Origin of the sequence: Tianweitania populi (genome assembly GCF_014652875.1) — a bacterium.
Classification (GTDB): domain Bacteria; phylum Pseudomonadota; class Alphaproteobacteria; order Rhizobiales; family Rhizobiaceae; genus Tianweitania; species Tianweitania populi.
On sequence record NZ_BMZQ01000008.1, the window covers coordinates 1 to 23,208 of the forward strand.

Consider the following 23,208-nt stretch of genomic DNA (forward strand, 5'->3'; position numbering starts at 1 on the left):
CCATGCCGCTTTTTTCAAGCACGATGCCCATGAAGGTAAAGAACGGGATCGCCAACAATGTTTCGTTGGCGAGCGTCCCCCAGAAGCGATCGGGCAGAGCGTAAAGCAGCGGCCAGGACAGGTTGATGTTGCCGCCCGATACCGGCGCCAGTTCGACGCCGATCACGAAGAACAGCAGACCGTTAGCTGCAAGCGAGAAGGCGACCGGATATCCCAGGATCAGGAAGAAGATCAGTGACACGAACATGATCGGCGCCATGTTCTCGGCAATCAAAGCCATCATTTGCGGATGTCCTCCGCAATGGCCTGGCCTTCGAGTTCGGCCGCTTCATGGGCCGACACAAAGGGATTGGGATCCTCGATCAGGCCGCGCATCACGCCGATCTTCTTGATGATTTCGGAAATACCCTGCAGCCCCAGCATCACGAAGCCGATCAAAAGCAGCGACTTGGCCGGCCAGATCAGCAGCCCGCCGGCGCTCGATGAGGTCTCGCCATTGCGGTAGGACAGGAGGAAGTAGGGCCAGAAATAAGTGATCATCAGCAGCACGAACGGCATGAGAAAGAACACATGCCCGAACAGGTCGATCCAATGCTGCGTGCGGCGCGACCACATGCCGTAAACGATGTCGACGCGGATATGCTCGTTTTGCTTCAGCGTATAGGCCGCGGCCAGAAGGAAAGCCGCGCCGAACAGGTACCATTGCAGTTCCAGCCAGGCATTGGACGACACGTTGAAGGTCTTGCGCACAACGGCATTGCCGGCGCTGACCAGGATCGCCGCAAGGATCGCCCAGGCAAAGATCTTGCCGATCATCTCGTTGACGCGATCAACGGTCCGGCTCGCGGCAAGAAGAGCAGTCACTCAATATCCTCCTGGTACATCATGCAGTTCGTGCGTGTGTATGGTCACCCAGGAACCACGCGCATCATGACCTCCTCATCCGCGATACCAAAGACTTCAACGCTGGGTGAATAGGCGGCGTTTGGACTACGCGCTGGCGTGGTGTCCACTTGAGACCCCACGCCGTAAGTTATGCGCGATCTACTTCGTCTGTGCCTTCAAGGCACCTTGGCGTTGCTTCTGCATCATGAAGGAGTCGAAGCCGTATTCCGCAACTTGCTGCCAGAGAAAGGTCTGGTTTCGGAATGCTGCCATAGAGTCGTAGATCTTCTTGAATGCGGGGTTCTTGCCGCTGATCTCTGTGTAGAGGTCCTCCGAAGTTTCGAAAGACGCTTCGAGGATTTCCGGGGTGAATGCCCGAAGCTGGGCTCCCTGGGCCGCAAGCTGCGCTATGGCTGCAGGATTCTTGTAATCGTACTCGGCCAGCATCTCCAGATTGGCGGCCCGGGCGGCTGTGCGCAATAGGCTTTTGTAAGCTTCCGGAAGCTGGTCGAAGCTGCCTTTGTTGATCATGAAGGAGAGGGTTACACAGCCCTCCCACCAACCGGGATAATAGTAATAAGGCGCCACTTTCACGAAACCCAGCTTTTCATCGTCATAGGGTCCGACCCACTCGGCAGCGTCGATGGTTCCTCGCTCCAGCGAGGGATAGATGTCGCCGCCCGCAATCTGCTGCGGAACAGCGCCCATGCGGCTCAACACCTCGCCTGCAAGGCCACCGATGCGCATCTTGAGCCCCTTGAGATCGGCTACGGTCTTGATCTCTTTGCGGAACCATCCGCCCATCTGGGTGCCGCTGTTGCCGCCAGGAAGGTAAACGAGGTTCTGCTGTGCAAAGAACTCGTTCAGAAGATCGATGCCGTTGCCGTAGTAGAACCACGCATTCATGCCACGGGCATTAAGGCCGAAGGGTATCGCTGCGCCAAGCGCCCAGGTTGGATCCTTGCCTACGAAATAGTAGCTGGCCGTGTGGCACATCTCGACGGTGCCTTGCGTCACCGCATCGGCAACTTGAAGTCCCGGTACGATTTCTCCAGCCGCAAAGACCTGAATGTCGAAGTTGCCGTCCGTTGCTTCCCGAACATATTTGGCGAGATCGTCGGCCCCGCCATAGATGGTGTCGAGCGACTTCGGAAACGACGATGTGCATCGCCATTTCAACTTCGGCAGCGCTTGCGCGATCGCTGGCGCCGCCAAGCCGCTTGTGCCGACGGCAGCCGCCGCACCGATTGTGGAATTTCTGATGAAGCTACGTCTGTCCATGGTTCTCCTCCCAAAGAATTGCATGCAGAAGTTTCAAGCGTGAAATTTACGGATAAGCGATCGAAGCATTGCGTCTTGTTCAATCAAGGCCAGAGCAACAGCAGAGTTGGTCGAACGTTCATGCAAGGTAAGCTGTGCCGAAGCCTTGGACTCTACATTCCCTCCGTTTCAGTAATACTTTTGCCGTTCTCCCATATCACATCGGCCCGAGAAGCGGCCGCATTCTCAGCGCGGGCAATAACAAAAAGAAGATCCGAAAGCCGGTTTAGATAGGCCAACCCATTTCTGTCGGCACTGTTTCTTCCGATATAAGAAAGCTGTGCCTGTCGATCGATCTCGCTCAGCCTGGTAAGGCACTGCTCAGCGCGACGGCAGACGGTGCGCGCGACATGGGACAGCGCCGAAGAAGGAGCGCCGCCGGGAAGAATAGATGCTTCGAGCGGACCGAGCCCGGCATCCATGGTCTCGATGCTGCGTTCGAGCCGTTCCAGATGCGGCTGCGACAGCAGCGGCGTACCCGGCACGCTGATTTGCGCACCAAGATCGAACAGGTCGTGCTGGACAAGCAGAAGTGCGTCACGCACGCCCGGCGCGTTCGCCATCGAAATCATAAAACCGATCGAACTGTTCAACTCGTCGATCGCGCCGAGCGTCTCGATGACAGGACTATCCTTGTCGACCCGCAAGCCGCTGCCAAGGATTGTTTGGCCCTCGTCACCAGTCCGGGTACCTATCCTCGATAGACGATGCCCCATCGGTTCCTCCCTTGGTGGCTCGTTGCTCCTGTGCCTTCCGGTAAGCAGCGCCATAAGCGCAGTATTGCTCGACGATCAGCGCCATCATCGCGCGACGATCCTCGTTGAGCTTCGAGATCGGCCGCGCGGGACGCCCGCCGCACAGCCAGCCGCCTTCCAGATGCTGATCCGGCGTAGTAGTCGATCCAGCCGCAAGCAGGACGTCATCGTCGATCATGCTGCCGGTCGCGATGCTGCTGCCAATGCCGACAAGCGAATGTGCGCCGATACGACACGAGCGGAGATGAACATTGTGGCCGATGGTCGTATCGCTGCCGATGGTCACCGCGCCATCGGACGAGTCGATGATCGTGTTGTCCTGGACGTTGGTGTTGCGCCCGATCGAGATCGGGTTGCGGGCCGCATCGAGCTGACAACCGAAGAACACGCTGGAGGATGCCTCGGCCAGAACATTCCCGGAAACGATGGCAGTGCGCGCAACAAAGACCTGTTGGTCAGGTTCAACCCTATGCCCGCCCGAGCCCGTGGAGGCGAACAGTGCCGCTGCGATGTCTTCGTGGAGCGCCCTGGCGCGTCTGTCGAATTCTTCAGCAGAGTGCTGCCTGATGGGGCGCGCCGGGCTTCCTGCGTAGACATAACCCGATTGCAGGGTGGATCTCGGGAACACTGTCGAGCCGGCTTCGATCAGCACCCGCGATTCCACGATGGACCCGTCCAGCACCACCGCACCATCTTCGATCAAACAGTCATCGCCAACCGTGCATGCGTGAACTACAGCGTTGCGCCCAACGCTCACCCGGTCGCCGATGATGGTGGGATAAATATCATGTGCAATATGCACCGTCGACATTGCGCCCAGCCGGAAGTCGTCGCCGATCTGGACGAAGTGACCATCGGCTCGGATGACGGATCCCGGTCCCAGCCACGATCCCTTTCCCATCGCCAGGCGGCCAAGCAGGGAGGCTTCGCGTCCACATCGGTCGGGCCACGTTGCCAGACGGGGCAACGTTCCTTCAAACGGAAGCACATACGGCGTTGCAACCGCCAGAAGTTCACTCGCGACGAGATGAACATCGTCTGCGGAGGATGGGTCGCTCGCCAAGCTATGCGCCATGGTCAGCAACTCCGACGGAGCGAGGCGTTGGGCGGCGCTGCGGACGTGCGGAAGAAAGGGTTCGAGCTGCTTTGCGCCAAGGAAGCGACCCGCCAGGTAGCGGCGAAGCGCCAGGCGCTCGTGTCCAAGCGAGGCACTGTGAGCCAGCAGCAGTGTGGCTGCTTCCGCGCTGCCCTGCTTGAGCGCCTCTCGCAACTCTCTGACGCGGGAATGGGATTGCTGCATGGCGCATCAGAAGACCGGCGTTTCGCGATAGGTTCCCCAAACCTTCTTCAGGGTTTCGATGATGTCGCCCATCGTGGCGCCGGCGCGCACCAGCTCGATGGTAATCGGCATGATGTTTTGTGACGGGTCCTTCGCCGTCTCGACGAGCTGCTGGAGAAGAAGGTCGAACTTGACCGCATCCCTTTCCGCGCGAACCCGGCGGGTACGTGCAACCTGACGATCCGCCGTGGTTTGATCATAGGGATGCGTGTGGATGGCGGGATCGGGCGTATCATCGACGAAGCAGTTGACGCCAATCACCGGTTTCTCGCCAGATTGCTTGCGCAGGGCTGTTTCATAGGCAAAATCGGCAATATGGCGCTGGAACCAGCCCTCCTGGATCAGCTTCAGCGTTCCTCCGCGCGATTCCACTTCTTCGAGGATCTCGAAGATGCGCTTTTCGTATTCAGTGGTGAGCGCTTCCACGTAATAGGAGCCGCCAAGCGGATCCACCACCTGGGTCACGTTTGTTTCTTCTGCGATGACCTGCTGGGTGCGCAGGGCCATGCGCATGGCATCCTCAGTGGGAATAGCGAAGGCTTCGTCATAGCCATTGGTATGCAGCGATTGCGTTCCGCCCAGGGCGGCAGCCAGTGCCTGGATCGTCGTGCGCACTACGTTGACCATGTATTGCGGCTTGGTAAGCGAGGCGGCGGCGGTCTGGCAATGGAACCGCAGGCGCATCGATTCCGGGTTCTTGGCGCCGAACCGCTCCTTCATGATCTTTGCGTAACAGCGCCTCAGCGCCCTGAACTTGGCAACTTCTTCGAAGAAGTCGGCTTGGCAAACGAAGAAGAAGGCAAGACGCGGGGCGAACTCGTCGACATCCATGCCGGTTTTCAGCACTTCCTCGACATAGACGATCAGGTTCGCCAGGGTGAAAGCAGCCTCGTGCAAGGGCGACGAGCCGGCTTCCGAGATATGATAGCCCGAAATGTTGATCGGGTTGTAGCGCTTCATGTTCTTGGCGCAGTAGGTGATGCAATCCCGAACAATCCGCACGGAAGGCTCGATGGGGAAAACATACTCCTTCTGAGCCATGTACTCCTTCAGGATGTCGGCCTGAACGGTCCCGGAAAGCTTGTTGAGGTCGTATCCGCGCTTTTCGGCAAGCACGATATACATCGCCAGCAGGATCCAGGCCGACGGGTTGATGGTCATGGAGACCGAGATCTTCTCCAGATCGATCCCGTCGAAAAGCGCTTCCATGTCGGCCAGCGTATCAATGGCGACGCCCTCGCGGCCGACTTCGCCTTCGCTCATCGCATGGTCGGAATCGTAGCCCATCAGGGTCGGCATATCGAAATCGGTCGAAATGCCTGTCTGGCCCTGAGCGATCAGATATTTGAAGCGCTTGTTCGTATCCTCGCCTGTTCCGAAGCCGGCGATCTGCCGCATCGTCCAGGTGCGCGAGCGATACATGGTGGGATACGGACCGCGGGTGAACGGATAGCGGCCGGGAAGGCCGATATCCTCGATCGGCGTTTCAGCGAGATCGGCTGCAGTATAGGTCCGCTTGACGGGGATATCGCCAAGGGTGAAGAATTCATCCTTTCGCTCGGCCTGTTTGCCCAGGAACTGAGAAACTTCGGTCGCCTCCCAATCCTTCTCCTCTTTCCGAAGCTCATCGACCGTCTTTTGTGAGAGGGTCACGGATGCTGCGTCATTGCTCATGCTGCAATCCTCATTTGAAAGACGTGGCCAGGAGTTCGCTTGCGAGCGTGTAGGGATCGCCCTCACGTTGCTGCAGTTGATCGGTAAAGCCGGGAACGATGGGTCCCACGGAAGATGCGAAACGTTCCGAGAGCAGGTTCTCAGCAGTTTTCAGCAACCTGAACCTTGCGATGGCCTGCTGCCTCTTCTTTCCGCTCTCCGTTGCAAAGGCGACATCCCGGTGCCGAGCGATGGCGGCAAGCAGGGCATCGAACCCTTCGCTGGCATAGGAGCTGACGCCAAGGACCGGCGACTGCCATTCCGGCTTGAAAGCGCCGGCAGCGCCCAGCGTCAGCATGTGCTTCAAGTCGGCGATCGTACGATTGGCATCGCTCCGGTCGCTCTTGGACACGACATGGATGTCGGCAATTTCCAGCATGCCTGCCTTGATGGCCTGGATGTCATCGCCCAGTCCCGGAGCGGAAACCACGATCGTCGTATGGGACGCCTTGGCGATCTCCACTTCGTCTTGGCCGACACCCACTGTTTCGATGATGATCGTGTCGAAGCCACCGAGATCAAGCACGTCCACAGCCTCCAGGCTGGCTCGGGCAAGTCCTCCCATCGCACCGCGGGTGGCCATGCTGCGGATGTAGACACCGGCGTCATTAGCGAGGTCCGACATGCGGATGCGATCGCCCAGAATGGAGCCTCCGCTGTAAGGGCTTGATGGATCCACCGCGACGATCCCGACCTTCTGTCCCTGTTCGCGCAAGCGTGCGGTCATGGCTGCTACAAGCGTCGACTTGCCGCTTCCCGGGACGCCGGTGAGACCGATCACATGCGCGCGGCCTGCATTGCGATAAATCTGGGCAAGGGCAGGTCGCGCTTCCGGCACCCCGCCTTCGGCCCGAGAGATCAGCCGCCCGATCGCCTGGATATTACCTTTCGCTGCTCGATCAATCAGCTCGAGCGAGGGAACGTAGCGGCTCATGCGTCCACCTTTCGCTCCATCTGCGCATACATGTCCTTGAAGACCGAACGGTCATCGATCACCCGGCGCGCCTTAAAATCGGTACGCGGCAGGCTGCCGCTTTCGGCAATGATCACCTTTGTGCGCAAACCAAGAAGCTTCTGGATGCGGTGCCCGACGTCTGCCTGGAACCGGTCCGACGCGCCGCTCGCAACTGTGTGCTCATCGGCCTCTACGCGCAGCAGCAGCTCATCCATGGAGGCTTCGCGCGTAATGACGATCTGGTGCTCGCCACCATAGCCCGGAGTCTGGTTGAGCGCCGCGTCGATTTCGCTCGGATAGACGTTTTCACCGCGGATCGTGAACATGTCGTCGATCCGGCCGAAAATGCCGTTCGGCAGTCGCGGATAGGTCCTTCCACAGGGATTTGGCCCATCCACCCATTGCGTCAGATCGCCTGATGCAAGGCGGATCATGGGCTGCGACGTGCGTTCCAGATGCGTGTAAACAGGGGTGCCGCGCTGGCCGTAAGGAACTCGGCGCATGGAAACCGGATCGCAGACTTCTGTATAAACGACGTCCTGCCAGCACAGCATCCCCTCTGTCTCTAGGGATCCCGCGACGTTCATCCATGGGGACATCTCGGCCATGGAACCGGAGTCGAACACCTCGGCGCCGTAAAGGTCGGCAATGCGATCTCGGACGCCGGGGATGGACGCTCCCGGCTCGCCAGAAAAAAACATGTACTTGAGACGGAAGTCGCGAGGATCGAGACCTTCGTCCTTGGCCGTTTGCGCCAGGTGAAGGGCATAGGTCGGCGTGCCGTAGAAACCTGCCGGCTTCATCATATGCAGCCACTGTGCGCAACGAGCGGTCATGCCTGGCGCGCCCGCGCCGAAAGGGAACGCCTTCGCTCCAAGCCGCTCGGCGCCTGACAAGGCCCCCCAGCTTCCCATATAAAGGCTTAGGATTGCGGCAATGCAGATCATGTCACCGGGGCGCATGCCCATACCCCACATGATGCGAGCATGCGCATTCGCAATGGCAGTCCAGTCGTTGCGACCGATCGCGAACGCTGTCGGACGCCCGGTTGTGCCGCTGGTGCCGTGAATATGGAAGATTTCACTGTCCGGTACGCAGAGGTAGTCACCGAAAGGCGGCGTCGATGCCTGAGACGCCCGAAGTTCCTTCTTGGTGACGACCGGAACCTTATCCTCGAAATCCTCGAGTGATCTGAGATGCTCGGGATGGAAGCCCGCTTCATCCCACTTGCGGCGGTAAAAGGCCGATTGTTCATAGGCATATCGGCACACGTCGCGCAGTCGCGTCAGGATCGCCGCTTCCCTGTCGGCCGGCGCCATCGTTTCGCGCGTAGGAAACCAATACCGGCTGTCGAATTGGGGAAGGTATGAAGGATCGTAGGACGGCGGAAAGGTCCAGGATTCCATGGCTGCAACTCCGCTCATGGCACCCTCAACGCTCGCCTCGTTCGGAAACAAGACGCGTAAGCGTCTGCACGATGACCTCGGGCGGAGTATCCTGGAGAAGAACCTCTCTCACCCCCATTTTTTTGATCTCGGCGACGTCCTCGTCGGGCATCACGCCGCCTGCAATCACGATCATGTCTTCTGCCCCGTTCTGCGACAAAAGCTGAAAGATTTTCGGGAACACGGTGAGTTGGACTCCAGACAGCAGGCTAACGCCGAGCACATCCACATCCTCTTGAATGGCAGCGGTCACAACCTCTTCAGGCGTGCGATGAAGTCCAGAGTAGATGACATCCATTCCAGCATCGCGAAGGGTTCGGGCCACGACCTTGACGCCTCGGTCGTGGCCATCGAGGCCCACTTTAGCCAGCAACACGCGAATAGGCTGAACCACTGAAAATCCCTCCCAAGATCTCAATCGCATTCTGAATTCAGAACACAGACGTTAAAAGAACCGCAGCCTTGATGGTTGTCAAGTGCGCGTTTAAGGCAGGAGGGCCACTCAACTCTACATGGAGCGCTTTTTGGAATCGCTGACCCCCACCAAGAGTCTCGTGGATCAAGCCTATGAGGTTATCCTCGACGCTTTGTCGGACGGCACTTTCAAGCCGGGCGAGCGGCTGACGCAGGAGGACATTGCCGCGAGGCTGAACGTATCCCGCCAGCCGGTCACGCACGCACTTGCGGTCTTGAAGGCTCAGGGCTTCCTTGTGAACACTGGACGGCGCGGCTTGACCGTCACCGAAATAGAGCCGTCATTTTTCGAAGCGATTTACCAGTTGCGATCCGCGGTGGAACCGCTCGCAGTAAGGCTGGCAACGCCAAGAATCACCAAGCAGGCAATCGTGCGCGGTCGATCCTTGGTGGAACATGGTCGCAACATGGTGGTGGCCGGGGACACACGCGCTGTTCTCCAGGCGGATATGGATTTCCACTCGTTCATCTACGAACTATCAGGAAATCCGACCATCGGCGAAACAATGCGACTGCACTGGTACCATCTCCGTCGTGCGATGGGCCAAGTCCTTCGCTATCCTGGCATGTCAATCAGCGTCTGGCAGGAACATGACCGCATCCTGGAAGCGATGGTGCGGGCCGATCCCGAAAGTGCAGCCGACCTCATGCGGCGCCATGTGGTCGAGGCTTTTGAACGGGTGCGAACTGATCGGTGAACCCAGTACGCAGTGACAATCCATTGCTAAAAGGTTTTAGGTCGTTAGAAGAACAGAGTTCTTGAGAGCAAGTTTGGTTTCGATCAACGAACTTCGGTGAAGCTGGCAGTTAGAACATCACCTAAGGGGCCGAAAGCGGACGGTCTGCTTCTTGGCAGTTGATCGGCAAAAGCTACCTGATTGTTGACTAAGAGCTCTGCCTGTTCCGGTTAGTTTAAAAATCCGTTTCCGATAGGCATCATCTATATTTCGACAATGACTTAGATCAGCCCGCTGCGCTTGAAGTTGTTGTAGATCGGGCATTTGCCTGTGGAATCGGCGTGTGATGGTCAGATGCTTAACGGCTTACCGAGTCGTTCGAAACGGAAGGTCAAGGTTAAGTCGGCGAAACTGGTCAAGTCTTCTGTGCCACGCAGGAACTGTGCCGTTAGTTCGACCGACGGCCTGGCATCTTCCCGCTCGATAACGCTGGCGTGTATCAAGCCCAAGCCGCAGTAGACGAGGGAGCCAGCAGTAGTTCACCCACTGACAAAGCTTCGCCTGGCGCTCTCTCAGACACCAGATGGTTGTGGCGCGTCGCAACGATCGTCCGTCCGTAGATGTCGGTGACGGGGCCGGATACGTGGCTACCAATATTGGGATCGAGAGCCCAGGTTCAGACACGAAGCTTGTTCTAAATTCTCGGGCTTGTGTAAGAGAAAACGTTCGAGGGTTAGCCTGGAAGCTTTAGCCTTGCGCCAATTGTTGTCCGTTGCTTTTGAGCTGAAGCTAGTTATCGTCTCAGATACGGATGCACTAAGAGCTGCCCCCAACTTCCGCGTTCGATCGTCAAGCCAACCCCGTAAGCACTAGCTGTCTGTCCCAGTTCGAGCACCGCTTCCGGCGATCCATCAGCTTTTACTGCGCCATCTTGAATTAACAAAAACCGGTCGGCGAAGCGGCTGGCCAGGTTGAGATCATGAAGTGCCGCGATCGTCACAATATTACGCTGACGCGTCACGTCCTGAACAAGATGCATGACTTCTAACTGGCGGCGTAGGTCGAGAGCGCTTGTCGGCTCATCCAGCAATAGAACGTCAGGATCGCGCGCAAGCGCTTGGCCGATTGCAACCAGTTGCTGTTGGCCGCCGCTGAGTTCCGGCACGAGCCTATCCGCAAGATGCTCGATCCCCAACAAATCGAGCAGGTACTCCACCTTCGAGATATCGTCCGCAGTCACCTTGCCGCTTTGCCAGCCGCGTTTGGCAAGGAGAATGACCTCAAATACTCTGAGTGCGGCACGGGTTGCGGTGTGCTGCGTCAGCAGGAAAATGCGTTCTGCCCGCCGTCGCTGCGAAAGCGCGGCAAGATTGACGCCATCGAGCGCAATCGTCCCTTCTTTCGGGAGCAGCAAACCGCTCAGCAGTTGGAACAGCGTCGACTTGCCTACACCGTTTGGCCCGATCAGCGCTGTCACTTCGCCACGCTTGAAAGGTTGGGCGGTTAGCGATGAGAACAGCGGTGTTGAATGGTAGCCGAAGCGCAAGCCTGTGACTTGGAGGCTCATCTCCATGTCTCCTTGCGGAGCGACAAAACGAGGCTGAGGAAGAACGGCACACCGACCAGCGCCGTGATGATGCCGATTGGATAGATGACACCGGGCGTAACAGCTTTAGCGAGAGTCGAGGCGAGTGAAAGGATGATGGCGCCTGCCGCTGCCGAAACTGGAAGGAAGTATCGCTGATCTTCGCCCACCAGCATCCGCGCAATGTGAGGACCAACCAGACCGATAAAGCCGATTGTGCCGACGAATGCCGTTGCCGTTGCCGCCAAGAGTGAAATCGAGGCCAACATCTCAAGCCGCAGTCGTGAAACCGGCACTCCCATCGTGGCCGCGCGATCATCACCCATCGCCAGCGCCGTCATCATGGTGCTGCGCATCAGTGAAAACGGAATGACCAGGGCAAGAAGAGCAGCGCAAACGCCAATCTTGGTCCAGGATGACCGCCCCAGACTTCCCATCATCCAAAACACGATTTGCTGAAGTTGCGCTTCCGAAGACCGGTACTGGATGAAGGCTAGCAGGGCGTTGAAGGTGAAGAACAGCGCGATCCCTACAAGCACGAAGGTCTCGACGGTCACCCCGCGCATGCGTGTAAAAATAAACAACACGAGCGAAGTCGCCAGCGCGAAGATGAAGGCGTTGGCAGTGATGAGAAACCCACCGGAACCCGGCCAAAGGCCGATACCCAGCGCGATTGCGAGTGCCGCCCCGAAACTTGCCGCGGATGAAATGCCAAGCGTGAACGGATCGGCGAGCGGATTATGCAGAATGGTCTGCATCTGTGCGCCGGCCATTCCAAGCATTGCGCCAACTAAAACGGCCATCAGCGCCACAGGCAAGCGAACGTCCCAGACGATGATCGACAGCCTGGGCGCAACGGAGTTCGGTGAAACAAGTGCTGTCAGCACCTCGACCGGCGAGTAGGAGCCGGGCCCGACGCCCACGTCGACGCATACCGACACAAGAAGGATGAGAAGTGCGCCGAGAACGAACATCGACTTCCTGAAGATGCGGCGGCGATAGCGCTCGCCAGCACGCATCGGAATCGAGGGTGTCATGATGAACTCCTGCTCGTCATCCTGCAGCGATTTCACTCGGCGAACGTCCAAAGCGACGCTTGAACGCCGTCGCAAAATTCGCCGCGCTCGAATAGCCTGCCAAGGCAGCGACCTGCTGGATACCCGTGTCGCGGCATTCCAGCATGCGCTTCGCATCATCCAGCCGGACCTGACGGATATGATTGAGCACGCTGGTGCCGTATTTCGCCTGGAAAAGGCGCTGCAATCCGCTCACGCTGACGCCTGATTGTTGAGCAATGTCCTCTACATGCAATTTTTGGCCCTGGCGCGCTTCGATAAACTGTTCTGCCTGCCGTAACCGTATGGTCTCTGTCGCACTTAACATGCTTGACCTTGGCATCGGCTCTTGATGCGTGGAGGCCGCCAGGGCCTCTGCGACAATCTCGACCGCCGCGCTTTCCACCATGAGCTCGTGCAGTGCAGACGGCCCCGCTGCAGGTTCCATGATACGAGAGACGAGGCCTGCCAGACGCCGGGTCAACGGCCAGCTCTGGCTTGCAAGATGGTTGCGCAGCAGCGCTTCCGCCGGCCGGTGATCGTGAAGTACTGACAATCCGTCGCGGTCCAGCCATTCCGGCGATGCCGATACGACGAGATGGCGAATCTGTTGATGACCGCGCGAGCGCCGGCAAAAGCTCTCAAGCCGCGCACTGGAAATGATCAATCCCTGGTTCCTGTTTTCAGCTCCCTGGAAATGAAAGTTCCGGTCACCGATCGCGACGTCAACATCGCCCGAGAGGAAGAACACGCAAGAAAGGCCTGCATTCTGTGACGAGTTGGCGGTGAAACCGGCTTCCTCGAATACGTCGCTGGCATGCAGATGAAGGCCACGCCTGAGCTCGCGATGCCAGAACTCGCCGCGAAATAGCGGCGTATCCATCGATAGACAATCCTCCTGGCTTTCGAAGGTCACGCCCGGACGCTGTGTAAGATCCGAAACGCGCATGATACTCGTCGCTGTATCCACCATTACAAGCCCGATTTGGCGCTATGCCTTCGAGGTACCCGCGCCTGCCGTCAACGCGTTTGCACGTTGCGCAAACATCTTTGGCGGCCCCGCAAACATCATCACTGTTGTACCTGCCGAGCCTCTCCCCTACCACAAATATGAATAAACAAGTCAACTTTTGGGACTGGGAAGTGGTATGAGAAGCATGTCGCGCACATCGGCTGTCGTTGGCGCCACAGCAGGTCTGTTGACGGCGCTGTCCTGCAGCACGGCGCTTGCGCAAACGCCCGTCACACTCGATCAGGTCGTCGTCAACGGTGAAGGCGAGGCCAGCGGCAAGGGTCCGGTCAACGGTCTGGTGGCGAAGCGAAGCGCATCAGCCTCCAAGACCGATACGCCGCTGCTCGAAACGCCACAAGCCGTCAGCGTCGTGTCGCGCGAGCAGATCGACGCTCAGGGCGCAGGAAGCGTTTCGCAGGCGCTGCGTTATACTCCCGGCGTTTTGTCCGATCCAAACGGCCAGGACATCCGCTATGACTGGCTCTACATCCGCGGTTTCAGCACCTATGGCACGATGTGGCTGGACGGCCTCAACCTTCCGGGCGATCCCAACAATTATGCCGTGCCCACGATCAACCCCTACGCACTTGAGCGGGTCGAGGTCATCAAGGGCCCTGCTTCCGTCATGTATGGTCGGGCTGTTCCCGGCGGTTTGATCAACCAGGTCAGCAAGCGGCCTCAGGCTGAGACGCATCGCGAAGTGTCGATCGCAACCAATGGCTTCGGCGGGCTTCAAGGCTCCGTCGACATGACTGGAAAGCTCACGGAAGACGGCACCTGGCTTTATCGGTTCGCAGGACAGGCCAAGAACCTTCATACCCAGATCGACCATGAGCGCGACCGCCAGGTCATGCTGGCACCAAGCATCACCTGGGCGCCGACCGACGACACATCCCTCACGCTCTATGGATACTACCAGCACGATGTGCCGGTTTTCAGCCCTCGCTTCTACCCCGCCCCTGGCACCTTGCTACCAAACCCGGCTGGCCAGATCCCGCGCGACGTATTCCTGGGAGATCCGAACTGGGGTGAGTTCAACCGCGATTTCTATTCGCTCGGTTATGAATTCGAGCATGCCTTCAACGAGACATGGACGGTTCGGCAGAATCTGCGCTACTCGGCTGCTAAGCAGAACATGGACCTCGTTCTGGTCAATCCAGCATTTGCCTACAATGGTCCCGGCACGACCCTAAGCCGCGTTACCGCCATTGCTGAGGACGATCTCAGCAACTTTGCGGTTGATAGCCAGGCGGAAGCGCGTTTCGAGACAGGCGCGCTTGATCATACAGCGCTGATGGGCCTCGACTATGTGCGCACCCGCTCCAGCACCAATTTCGGCAATACGGGCCCAGGCGTTGCTGTGCCGCCGATCGACTATCTCAACCCGGTCTACGGCTTCGACTTCCCACGTGCCTCCTTCACTCGCTCCGGATTACAAGTGCAGAATCAGGTCGGCGTCTATGCGCAGGATCAGATCCGCTATGATCGTTGGGTCGGCACGTTTGGCCTGCGCTACGACGTGTCGGATATCGATAGCGACAACCGCCTGAGCGGCAGCAGTGTCACGACACGCGACGAGGCGCTTACAGGTCGCGCAGGCATCACATATCTCTTCGATAACGGCATAGCGCCATATGCGAGCGTCTCGACCTCTTTCTTGCCGCAGCTCGGGACGGACCGTCTCGGCCAACCTTTCGAGGCCCTCACTGCACGCCAGTTCGAGGTTGGCATAAAGTATGAACCGACCGGTGGACGCGGGATGATCGGTGTGTCGCTCTTCGACATGCGCATCGAGAACGGCCTGACCAATGATCCTATCAACACGCTTTTTTCGGTTCAGACCGGCAAGCAGCGCGTGCGTGGGATCGAGCTTGAAGGCAAATACGAGATCACCCCATCGCTTGCGGTTCTTGGGTCATATGCCTTCTCGGATTCGGAAGTGCTTGAATCAAACAATCCGCGCCAGGTTGGTCGCGCGCTGGAGCGGCTTCCTGAACATCAGGGATCAGTTTGGGTGAGCTATCAGCCGAGCTATGTGGACGGTCTGTCGCTGATGGCCGGCGTTCGCGCCACCTCGTCCTACAATGCCGACACGAACCGTCTGGCACAGTTGAAGATCCCTGATCGTGCGCTTGTTGATATTGGTGCGGAGTTCGATTTTGGTGCCTTGAACGAGACTTATGAAGGCACGAGGCTGAAAGTCGGCGTCACCAACCTGTTTGACGAGAAGTATGTGTCGCATTGTCTAAATGCCACCGGCGGCAGCTGTAATTACGGCGCTGCACGCACCTTTACCGCTAGCCTGAAATACGAATGGTGACATTGATCCACCATCGCCAGATCGATTGCGTTCCCCTTCACCAAGCGACGCAGTTCGCGCGGCTGGTCGCCGCCTGCGCGGTGAGCTTGCTTTTGGCTGTCCTATTGACCGGCATGGCACGCGCCGAGCCAGTGACGGTTACCGATATAATGGGCCGTCAGGTGGCGCTCGACGCGCCTGCCAAACGAATTATCTTGGGCGCTGGCCGTCACCTGCCGGTGCTCGGTCTCATTCATTCTGACCCAGCCTCTCTCCTTGTTGGCTGGCGTGATGACTTTCGCCGCGACGTGGCAACCTTCGAGGCATGGTCCTCGAAGTTCCCAAGACTGGCTGACTTACCCGTCGTCGGTGGCCCGGCAGGCTCTGGCCTCGATGTCGAAACCGTCGTTGCGCTCGAACCCGATCTGGTGATCCTCAGCCTGTACGATGCAGAAGCTCTCGATTCAGCGCGCTCGATCGAGATGCTCGAACGGCTAGGTATACCAGTGCTCGTTCTCGACTTCTTCTCGCAGCCCTTGAAGAATTCCCGACCCAGCCTTCGGATGTTGGGTCAGGTGCTCGGCACAAGCGAGAAAGCGGAGGCCTTCATCGCCTTTTATGATCGACATATGAAGGCAATTGCGGATGGCTTCGCCGTCGCGCCATTCGAACGACCATCCGTCTTCATGCATGTCCATGCCGGAGGCACGCCCTGCTGCGCCTCACCCGGTCATGGTATCTTCAATGACATGATCGAACTGGCGGGCGGTCGAAACTTGGCACTCGACTACATCCCAGGTTTGTATGGCGACGTCAGTGTCGAACAGCTGCTTGTGGCCGATCCGCAAATCTATATTGCGACGGGCGGCGCCTACCAGGCAGCTCGGGGCGGATTGGTACTTGGGCCGGGCATCCCGGAAGACGATGCCCGTGCATCGTTCGAAGGCCTTCTTCGCGAGGGACCTCTTGCGCAGCTGACGACGATACGCGAAGGGCGTGCACAAGCGTTGTGGCAGATGTTCAACGACACACCTGTTCATCTCGTCATGATCGAGAGGCTGGCGAAGCTCTTCCACCCTGACCGCTTCCCCGATCTCGATCCGCAAGCAACGCTCGACCAGATCAACCGAGACTTTCTGGCTGTGCCGATGACAGGCACACTCTGGTTGGATCAATGATCCTGGCAGCCCCGGTTCAGGATACCAACATGCAGACCACCCGTGCCACCGTTCACCTCACAAACCCCGTGATCGTGATGGAAGCCCTGCGCTCTCATTTGGCCGAACACGAAATCGAGCTCATCGAAACCAACGGCGCATTCCATGCCGAACTACGTGGCGCCAAGGCTGTACTGCGCGCAGATGGGACAAAACTAGCTCTTGAAGCCCGAGCAACAAGCCAAGCGCATCTTGAGGAAGTAACCGCCTTCCTTGCTGCCCACGTCTTGGAATTCGCCCATCCGGAGGTTCCGTCCATCCGCTGGGACGGGATGCCGGAACGGCAACTCTTCGCCGACTTCCGCGAACTGCGTGTGACTTTAGTCACCGACATCACGCCGCACATGCGCCGTGTGACTTTGGCCGGCGACAATCTTTTCCGTTTCGCGACAAGTGAAAACCTGCATGTCCGGCTGTACTTTCCGCAAGCTGGCACCGAGCCGGAATGGCCTGTGCGTGGACCTGATGGACTGCCACTCACTGGGGCTTTCGCCGGACGTTTCGATATTCGAAAATATACGATCCGCCGCATTGATCCGGCTTCCGGCGAGCTCGACATAGACTTCGTGCTGCATGACGATGCAGGCCCCGGCAGCGGGTGGGCTGCCCGCGCAGTTCCGGATGATCGTCTCGGCATGGCCGGACCCGGCGGGCGAAGCGCGAAAGCTGCCGACTGGGTGCTTCTCGCTGGTGACGAAACGGCTCTTCCTGCTATCGCCCGCATCCTGGAAGAGCTTCCTGCGACCACTCGCGGTTACGCCCTGATCGAAGTCACAGACGAACACGACCACTTACCTCTTCGCCGTCCCGATGGCGTCGTTCTGCAATGGCTGCATCGACGTAGCGGCGAGACCCTCAAAGCCGCGACCCACGCAGTTGCAATACCGACAAAGGGATCTCGCTTCTGTTGGGCTGGTGCCGAGTTCGAGGCGATACAGGCAATCCGTCAACATTGGCGCGATCATGGGCTGTCGAAGCACGAAGAACTCGCCGTCTCGTACTGGAGACGCGGGACTGCTGATGCTTAAAACTGCCTTATAACACCGTGCTTGCATTGCTGCCTTATCACACGCAATACGCGTAGACTGCCGATAAGGGCTTCGCTAAGACGAGTTGCCTCCTTCTCGGTAGATAGCTGGACTGTGCATTGATGAGGGTGAAGCTTGCAGCCGAAGGAAGTGGGCCACAAACAGTGCGGTCATCGATGACAAAAGAGCTTTGGTCATCCCAAGCTTCTCTAACAGCGCAGAAGCAGATGATGGCCGTTTGCGAACTGTCTGAAGTGGCAACCACTGGCCGGAAACGGTCTGTCCGCTTACAAGATCCACCAGGCAGATAGCTGCCACTTGGTTTTCCACCTGAAGCGATTAACCGTTCTTCGTCCGCCGTGTTGCGCAAGTTCCGCGTCGCCTACTTAGCGCATTGATGCGGCCAAAAAATCTACGAAAACGCGCACGCGTGCTGGCGTGTTGGCGCCGCCGACGAAGACGGCGTGGACGTTTTCGACATCTCCCGGATTGAACGCTTCGAGGATCGGCACAAGGCGGCCGCTTTCGATCTCCGAGGCGACGCTAAAGTCGCCTACGCGTGCGACGCCGAGGCCGAGCGCAGCGAGCTGACCGAGTGTCTCACCATTGTTGGCCTCGATCCCGCCTTTGACCGAGAGCGCGTAATCGCGGCCGTCCTTGTGGAACGGCCAGACCGGCTCAGCCCGGCGGAAGCTGAAGTTCAGGCAATTGTGGCGCAAAAGATCTTCCGGCACGTCCGGTGTGCCATGGCGAGCGAGATAGTCCGGTGAGGCCACGATGATGCGGCGATGGGTGCCGAGCTTGCGCGCAGTCAACGCACTGTCGACCAACGGGCCGAAGCGGATCGCCACATCTGCCTCGCCGCCCGCGATATCAGCGATGCCGTCAGACAGCGCGATATCGACCAGAATATGCGGATAGGCGCGCCCAAATGCACCAAGCCGCGGCACGATGCAGAGCCTTCCATGAGAAAGCGCCGCGCTGATCCTGAGCCGCCCGCGCGGCGCGCCCTGATCGGCAATCTGCTGCTCGGCGTCGTCAAGATCGGCAAGGATGCGCCGCGCTGTCTGGAGATAGGCCTGACCTTCGGCAGTCAGCGTCAGCGCTCGCGTCGTTCGCAGAAGCAGGCGTACGCCGAGCCGCTCCTCGATCCGATCGATAGCGCGGCTGACGGCCGAGGGCGTCAGGTCGAGCGCGCGACCGGCGGCCGAGAAGCTCCGTTCGGCCACTACTGCCGCGAAGATCTCCAACGCCCGCGCTCGGTCGCTGCTCTGTGCGATCTTTGCATCCAAAACAAAAATCCTTCGCCTGTAGAGGCGCTACTGCCGCTTTGTCTCCACTGTCATCTATGCGCCAGCCTATTGAAACAGGAAAGGGCGCATCATGGACTATCGCCAACTCGGAGCCTCGGGACTGCGCGTTCCCGCCCTCGCCTTCGGCGCCGGCACCTTCTGCGGCAAGGGGCCGCTTTTCAGCGCCTGGGGTCAGAGTGATGCTAAGGAAGCCCGCCGCCTCATCGACATCTGCCTCGAAGCCGGAGTCACGCTCTTCGACACGGCGGACGTTTATTCGAATGGTGCTTCCGAAGAGGTGCTGGGTGAGGCCATTCGCGGACGGCGCGACGATGTCCTCATCTCCACCAAGACTGGCTTGCCGATGGGCGACGGCGCGCAAGACTGGGGTGCCTCGCGCGCGCGGCTGATCCGCGCCGTCGATGATGCCTTGAGGAGGCTCGGCACCGATTACATCGACCTCCTGCAGCTCCACGCCTTTGACGCGTCGACCCCAACCGAGGAGCTGATGGAGACGCTCGGGCAACTGATTGCCGCGGGCAAGCTCCGCTATGCAGGCGTTTCAAACTATCCGGGCTGGCAGATCATGAAGGCGCAAGCGATCGCCGATCGTCGGGGGCTGCCGAGGCTCGTCGCCCATCAAGTCTATTACTCGCTGATCGGCCGGGCCTATGAGGCGGATCTCATGCCGCTGGCTGTGGATCAGGGCGTCGGTGCCCTGGTTTGGAGCCCGCTCGGCTGGGGTCGGCTAACCGGCAAGATCGGGCGCGGTCGCCCAATTCCCGAAGGCAGCCGGTTGCATGAAACCGAACAGTTCGCCCCGCCCGTCGAGAACAATCTGCTTTATCGGGTGATCGACGCCTTGGAGGCAATCGCAGCAGAAACCGAGAAGTCGGTCCCACAGACCGCAATCCGCTGGCTGCTTCAGCGCCCCACCGTCTCGTCCGTCATCATCGGAGCACGCAACGAGGAGCAGCTTCGACAAAATCTCGGCGCCGTCGGCTGGCAGCTGACAGCCGAGCAGATAGCTTCCCTTGATGCGGCAAGTGACGTCCTCCCCGTCTATCCCCACACCCCCTACCGCCAGCAGGAGGGCTTCGCCCGCCTGAATCCTTCGCTGGTTTGAAGGAAACGGTCATGATGAAGAACTTCGGTCTGATCGCCCTCTCGGTTGGCGCCTTTGGCATCGGGGTGAGCGAGTTCGCCCCGATGGGCCTTTTGCCCGTCATAGCCGGAGACCTCGGCGTTTCAGTTCCTGCGGCAGGCCTTCTCGTCAGTGCCTATGCGCTGGGGGTCATGATCGGGGCGCCTTTGATGGTGCTTGCCACGACCCGCGTGCCGCGTCGGGCTCTCCTGATCGCACTGGCGGCGATCTTCACCTTCGGCAACCTCATGGCGGCGCTGGCAGACGGCTACAGCATGCTGCTTCTCGCCCGGATCGTCACGTCGCTCAATCACGGGGCCTTCTTTGGCGTCGGTTCGGTGGTCGCCACCAGCCTCGTTGCACCGCATCGCCGGGCCGGAGCAGTGGCAGCAATGTTCATGGGGCTGACAATCGCCAATGTCGTCGGCGTGCCGTTGGCAACATGGGCGGGAGAGCATCTCGGCTGGCGGATCTCGTTTTGGGGCTTTGCGGCACTTGGGCTCGCAACCATGGTGGCACTGCGGCTGACGCTCCCAGCAATTGCCGCTCCGCGAACCGGCAATGCCATGGCCGAACTCAAGGTGCTCACGCGTGGACCTGTGCTCGGCGCGCTGGCACTTACGGTGCTCGGATCGAGCGCAATGTTCACGGTCTTCACCTATATCGCGCCGATCCTCTTGCTCGAGACGCAAGCCTCGATCGGCTTCGTTACGGCGATGCTCGTCATCTATGGCGCCGGGCTCACCCTCGGCAACTGGCTGGGCGGGCGCTTCGCAGACCGTTCGGTAGACCGCACCCTCATCGTCACCCTTGCGGGGCTCTCGGTCGTCCTCTTCGCCTTCGCCGCCCTGATGACCTATGCGGCTGTGAGCGTGGTGCTGATCTTCCTGTGGGGCGTTGCCAGCTTCGCGCTGGTACCGCCGCTCCAGCTCAGGGTCATGACGGCGGCAGCCGATGCGCCGAACCTTGCTTCAGCGGTCAATATCGGCGCTTTCAATCTCGGCAACGCCTTTGGTGCAGCTCTCGGCGGCGGTGTGATCGCCGCAGGGTTCGGCTATCCCGCCGTGGCGCTTGCCGGAGCAACGATGGCAGCCGTCGGTCTCGCCGCAGTGCTCCTCGTGTTACCCCGCCGGCGGACGCTGGCTGGATCTTAGCCATCCGCCTTTTTTACGATAAATGCTGGCCGAAAGCAGACTGTCCGCCTTCAGGATCGCACAGGCAAAAGCAGCCGTTCCTCTTCTGACTCTAGTGCGGTCGTTCATGGTAACCAACCCCATCCCTAAAAGCTGATCTATACGAGCGTTAAATCAGGATAACCCAGCTCCAGACCAAGGATGCGCGGGTACTATCTATGCCGTGCTGGTGTCAGACACTGGCGACAGGGACGATTGAAATACGCCATCGGTGCGGCGTAGAGCCCAGCGCGATCGCGAGGTTCGCCCAAAGTTCACATCGCACACGGTCGCTAAATTGCCTGGGTCGCGATGATCACGCTGACCCTGAACCATAAAACGCATCAAGTCAGATAAACCTCAGCCGAGGCCGAAAACCTCATCTTGAGGCGACACAGTAAGCAACCGCTTCTACCTAAAAAATTGCGGCTTCTAGTTTTCAAGAATTCTTCACCGCCCGCCGTGGGTGTCAGGCAACCGAGATGAAGACGCCCCAAGTTTCTCGCGCAACGTCCCTTCGGCATAGCGTGTCTTGAAGCGCTTGCGCGATTGCAACTCGGGCACGAGGTGATCAACGATCGAGTCCAGCGTTGCGGGTACCGACAGCCGCGCCAGATTGAAGCCGTCCACCCCAGTCGCCTCAGCCCAATCCAACAGCTGATCCGCAACCTCGGAAGCCGTTCCGTAAAAGAAGGGAGCACGGGCCCCTGTTGCATCGAGGGCAACCAGGTCGCACGCCAGGATCGGCTTCGGCGCCTTGGAGGTCATGTTCTCCAGCGTGCTCTGGATCGCATTGGAACGAGCAAAGGGAACCACATCTTCCGGTGCAAGCGTCGACAGATCCATGCCCGTCCATCCGGATACAAGAGCAAGTTGCCCGGCAGCATCAAGATGCCGGGTGTATTCGGCGTGAAGATCCCGCGCCTCGGCATGAGTGGGCGCGATGATGACATTGGCACCGAGAAACACCGTGACATCGGCCGGGTTGCGATCCTCGGTCCTGACGGCGTCCCGCAGCTTAGTTACGGTGCCGGCGGCGATTTTCTGGCTGGGACCGTTGATAAAGACGCATTCCGCATGGCGCGCCGCGAACTGTCGTCCACGGTCTGACGTTCCGGCTTGAAACAGGACCGGCGTCCTTTGCGGCGATGGTTCCGACAGTTGGATACCATCGACCTTGAAATGCGGCCCGTCATGATGAACGGCGTGGACTTTCGCGGGATCGGTGAAGATGCCTCCAGCGACATCCCGAAGCGCTGCACCGTCTTCCCACGAAGCTTCCCACAGCTTGTAGATCGCCGCCATGAAGTCCTCGGCAACGTCGTAGCGCGCATCATGCTCGGTCTGAAGCGCCTGCCCCATGCCGCGCGCGCCGCTTTCCAGATAGCCGGTCACGATGTTCCAGCCGATGCGGCCGTCGGTCATATGGTCGAGGGTGGAAAACCGTCGCGCCATCTGAAACGGATGCTCGAAGCTAAGATTGGCCGTTATGCCAAAGCCGATATTCTTCGTGACATGGGCCATGGCCGACACCGGCACCACGGGATCCATGTTCGGGATTTGCGCACCCGCCCGCAGCGCGGTTTCGGGAGAGCCGCCATACACGTCGTAAACGCCGAACACATCAGCGATGAAGATGGCGTCCAGCAATCCGCGCTCAGCCGTTTGCGCCATGTTCGTCCAGTAATCCAGACGATTATAATCCACGGCTTGGTCACCCGGGAGGCGCCATAGACCGGCCCAGTTGTGGACGGGTGCGCACATCTGGAAAGTATTGAGTCGCAACTCTTGGGCCATTGAAAATGCCTCTTGGAATAAAGCTCTAAATAATGAGCAGCTGT

20 protein-coding genes are annotated in these 23,208 nt (G+C 59.1%); 6 read left to right on the forward strand and 14 right to left on the reverse strand.

What is annotated here, in order from left to right; translation table 11 throughout:
• The 9 genes from IE166_RS20350 to IE166_RS20390 all read right to left on the reverse strand — a co-directional run.
• A partial coding sequence (locus IE166_RS20350; RefSeq protein ID WP_189503143.1) for a TRAP transporter large permease subunit occupies positions 1-283 on the reverse strand: 283 nt, incomplete at its 3' end.
• Positions 280-864 (reverse strand): TRAP transporter small permease subunit, encoded by a 585-nt coding sequence (locus IE166_RS20355; protein WP_189507654.1) that lies wholly within the window; start codon positions 862-864, stop codon positions 280-282. The genes IE166_RS20350 and IE166_RS20355, both read right to left, overlap by 4 nt.
• Before the next feature lie 180 nt (positions 865-1,044).
• A complete protein-coding gene (locus tag IE166_RS20360; protein ID WP_189507655.1) occupies positions 1,045-2,166 on the reverse strand; it encodes a TRAP transporter substrate-binding protein in 1,122 nt (373 codons plus the stop codon).
• A 152-nt stretch (positions 2,167-2,318) separates the two neighbouring features.
• Positions 2,319-2,852: a cob(I)yrinic acid a,c-diamide adenosyltransferase gene (locus IE166_RS20365; RefSeq protein ID WP_244641641.1), complete on the reverse strand. Its 534-nt coding sequence runs from the start codon at positions 2,850-2,852 to the stop codon at positions 2,319-2,321.
• Positions 2,853-2,880: 28 nt separating this feature from the next.
• Positions 2,881-4,260, reverse strand: a complete 1,380-nt coding sequence (locus IE166_RS20370) for a gamma carbonic anhydrase family protein (RefSeq protein ID WP_308430538.1) — start codon at positions 4,258-4,260, stop codon at positions 2,881-2,883.
• Positions 4,261-4,266: 6 nt separating this feature from the next.
• Entirely contained in the window at positions 4,267-5,973 is a 1,707-nt protein-coding gene (locus IE166_RS20375; RefSeq protein ID WP_189507657.1) for a methylmalonyl-CoA mutase family protein, read from the reverse strand.
• A 10-nt stretch (positions 5,974-5,983) separates the two neighbouring features.
• The gene (meaB, locus tag IE166_RS20380) at positions 5,984-6,946 is read right to left on the reverse strand and encodes a methylmalonyl Co-A mutase-associated GTPase MeaB (RefSeq protein ID WP_189507658.1); all 963 of its coding nucleotides are present in this window, start codon (positions 6,944-6,946) and stop codon (positions 5,984-5,986) included.
• Positions 6,943-8,391, reverse strand: a complete 1,449-nt coding sequence (locus tag IE166_RS20385) for a phenylacetate--CoA ligase family protein (protein WP_244641643.1) — start codon at positions 8,389-8,391, stop codon at positions 6,943-6,945. The genes meaB and IE166_RS20385 overlap by 4 nt, the downstream gene beginning before the upstream one ends.
• 7 nt (positions 8,392-8,398) lie before the next feature.
• Positions 8,399-8,806, reverse strand: coding sequence for a cobalamin B12-binding domain-containing protein (locus IE166_RS20390; RefSeq protein WP_189507660.1), 408 nt, complete (start codon positions 8,804-8,806; stop codon positions 8,399-8,401).
• A gap of 130 nt (positions 8,807-8,936) precedes the next feature.
• Between IE166_RS20390 and IE166_RS20395 the strand changes: the two genes are divergently transcribed.
• The gene (locus IE166_RS20395) at positions 8,937-9,584 is read left to right on the forward strand and encodes a GntR family transcriptional regulator (protein WP_385966381.1); all 648 of its coding nucleotides are present in this window, start codon (positions 8,937-8,939) and stop codon (positions 9,582-9,584) included.
• A 772-nt stretch (positions 9,585-10,356) separates the two neighbouring features.
• Here the strand turns inward: IE166_RS20395 and IE166_RS20400 are convergent.
• The 3 genes from IE166_RS20400 to IE166_RS20410 are packed head-to-tail and all read right to left on the reverse strand — an operon-like array spanning position 10,357 to position 13,152.
• Positions 10,357-11,130, reverse strand: coding sequence for an ABC transporter ATP-binding protein (locus tag IE166_RS20400; protein ID WP_189507664.1), 774 nt, complete (start codon positions 11,128-11,130; stop codon positions 10,357-10,359).
• Positions 11,127-12,185, reverse strand: coding sequence for a FecCD family ABC transporter permease (locus IE166_RS20405; protein WP_189507666.1), 1,059 nt, complete (start codon positions 12,183-12,185; stop codon positions 11,127-11,129). The genes IE166_RS20400 and IE166_RS20405 overlap by 4 nt, the downstream gene beginning before the upstream one ends.
• A gap of 16 nt (positions 12,186-12,201) precedes the next feature.
• Positions 12,202-13,152 carry a helix-turn-helix transcriptional regulator gene (locus IE166_RS20410; RefSeq protein WP_189507668.1) on the reverse strand — a complete coding sequence of 317 codons (951 nt, stop codon included), beginning with the start codon at positions 13,150-13,152 and terminating at the stop codon, positions 12,202-12,204.
• 208 nt (positions 13,153-13,360) lie between these two features.
• Here IE166_RS20410 and IE166_RS20415 point away from each other — a divergent pair, with 208 nt between their 5' ends.
• From IE166_RS20415 to IE166_RS20425, 3 genes are all read left to right on the forward strand, one after another.
• Positions 13,361-15,535 carry a TonB-dependent siderophore receptor gene (locus IE166_RS20415; protein WP_189507670.1) on the forward strand — a complete coding sequence of 725 codons (2,175 nt, stop codon included), beginning with the start codon at positions 13,361-13,363 and terminating at the stop codon, positions 15,533-15,535.
• Between the two features lie 113 nt (positions 15,536-15,648).
• Positions 15,649-16,692 carry an ABC transporter substrate-binding protein gene (locus tag IE166_RS20420; RefSeq protein ID WP_189507672.1) on the forward strand — a complete coding sequence of 348 codons (1,044 nt, stop codon included), beginning with the start codon at positions 15,649-15,651 and terminating at the stop codon, positions 16,690-16,692.
• Positions 16,693-16,721: 29 nt separating this feature from the next.
• Positions 16,722-17,759, forward strand: a complete 1,038-nt coding sequence (locus tag IE166_RS20425) for a siderophore-interacting protein (protein WP_189507674.1) — start codon at positions 16,722-16,724, stop codon at positions 17,757-17,759.
• A 386-nt stretch (positions 17,760-18,145) separates the two neighbouring features.
• Here IE166_RS20425 and IE166_RS20430 read toward each other — a convergent pair whose 3' ends face one another.
• Positions 18,146-19,051: a LysR family transcriptional regulator gene (locus tag IE166_RS20430; protein ID WP_189507676.1), complete on the reverse strand. Its 906-nt coding sequence runs from the start codon at positions 19,049-19,051 to the stop codon at positions 18,146-18,148.
• A 91-nt stretch (positions 19,052-19,142) separates the two neighbouring features.
• On the opposite strand from IE166_RS20430, the gene IE166_RS20435 reads away from it, so the two are divergent.
• Both IE166_RS20435 and IE166_RS20440 read left to right on the forward strand, forming a co-directional pair.
• Positions 19,143-20,177: an aldo/keto reductase gene (locus IE166_RS20435; RefSeq protein WP_189507678.1), complete on the forward strand. Its 1,035-nt coding sequence runs from the start codon at positions 19,143-19,145 to the stop codon at positions 20,175-20,177.
• A gap of 11 nt (positions 20,178-20,188) precedes the next feature.
• Positions 20,189-21,349, forward strand: coding sequence for an MFS transporter (locus IE166_RS20440; RefSeq protein WP_189507680.1), 1,161 nt, complete (start codon positions 20,189-20,191; stop codon positions 21,347-21,349).
• A 468-nt stretch (positions 21,350-21,817) separates the two neighbouring features.
• Here IE166_RS20440 and IE166_RS20445 read toward each other — a convergent pair whose 3' ends face one another.
• Entirely contained in the window at positions 21,818-23,164 is a 1,347-nt protein-coding gene (locus IE166_RS20445) for an LLM class flavin-dependent oxidoreductase (RefSeq protein ID WP_189507682.1), read from the reverse strand.
• Positions 23,165-23,208 lie beyond the last annotated feature (44 nt).

Excerpts from the sequence above, each read along its gene's own strand:
- IE166_RS20360 (WP_189507655.1), bottom strand. The coding sequence starts at position 2,166 with ATGGACAGACGTAGCTTCATCAGAAATTCCACAATCGGTGCGGCGGCT.
- IE166_RS20435 (WP_189507678.1), top strand. The coding sequence starts at position 19,143 with ATGGACTATCGCCAACTCGGAGCCTCGGGACTGCGCGTTCCCGCCCTC.
- IE166_RS20405 (WP_189507666.1), bottom strand. The coding sequence starts at position 12,185 with ATGACACCCTCGATTCCGATGCGTGCTGGCGAGCGCTATCGCCGCCGC.
- IE166_RS20420 (WP_189507672.1), top strand. The coding sequence starts at position 15,649 with ATGGCACGCGCCGAGCCAGTGACGGTTACCGATATAATGGGCCGTCAG.
- IE166_RS20425 (WP_189507674.1), top strand. The coding sequence starts at position 16,722 with ATGCAGACCACCCGTGCCACCGTTCACCTCACAAACCCCGTGATCGTG.
- IE166_RS20370 (WP_308430538.1), bottom strand. The coding sequence starts at position 4,260 with ATGCAGCAATCCCATTCCCGCGTCAGAGAGTTGCGAGAGGCGCTCAAG.
- IE166_RS20375 (WP_189507657.1), bottom strand. The coding sequence starts at position 5,973 with ATGAGCAATGACGCAGCATCCGTGACCCTCTCACAAAAGACGGTCGAT.
- meaB (WP_189507658.1), bottom strand. The coding sequence starts at position 6,946 with ATGAGCCGCTACGTTCCCTCGCTCGAGCTGATTGATCGAGCAGCGAAA.
- IE166_RS20385 (WP_244641643.1), bottom strand. The coding sequence starts at position 8,391 with ATGAGCGGAGTTGCAGCCATGGAATCCTGGACCTTTCCGCCGTCCTAC.
- IE166_RS20440 (WP_189507680.1), top strand. The coding sequence starts at position 20,189 with ATGATGAAGAACTTCGGTCTGATCGCCCTCTCGGTTGGCGCCTTTGGC.
- IE166_RS20410 (WP_189507668.1), bottom strand. The coding sequence starts at position 13,152 with ATGCGCGTTTCGGATCTTACACAGCGTCCGGGCGTGACCTTCGAAAGC.
- IE166_RS20445 (WP_189507682.1), bottom strand. The coding sequence starts at position 23,164 with ATGGCCCAAGAGTTGCGACTCAATACTTTCCAGATGTGCGCACCCGTC.
- IE166_RS20415 (WP_189507670.1), top strand. The coding sequence starts at position 13,361 with ATGTCGCGCACATCGGCTGTCGTTGGCGCCACAGCAGGTCTGTTGACG.
- IE166_RS20400 (WP_189507664.1), bottom strand. The coding sequence starts at position 11,130 with ATGAGCCTCCAAGTCACAGGCTTGCGCTTCGGCTACCATTCAACACCG.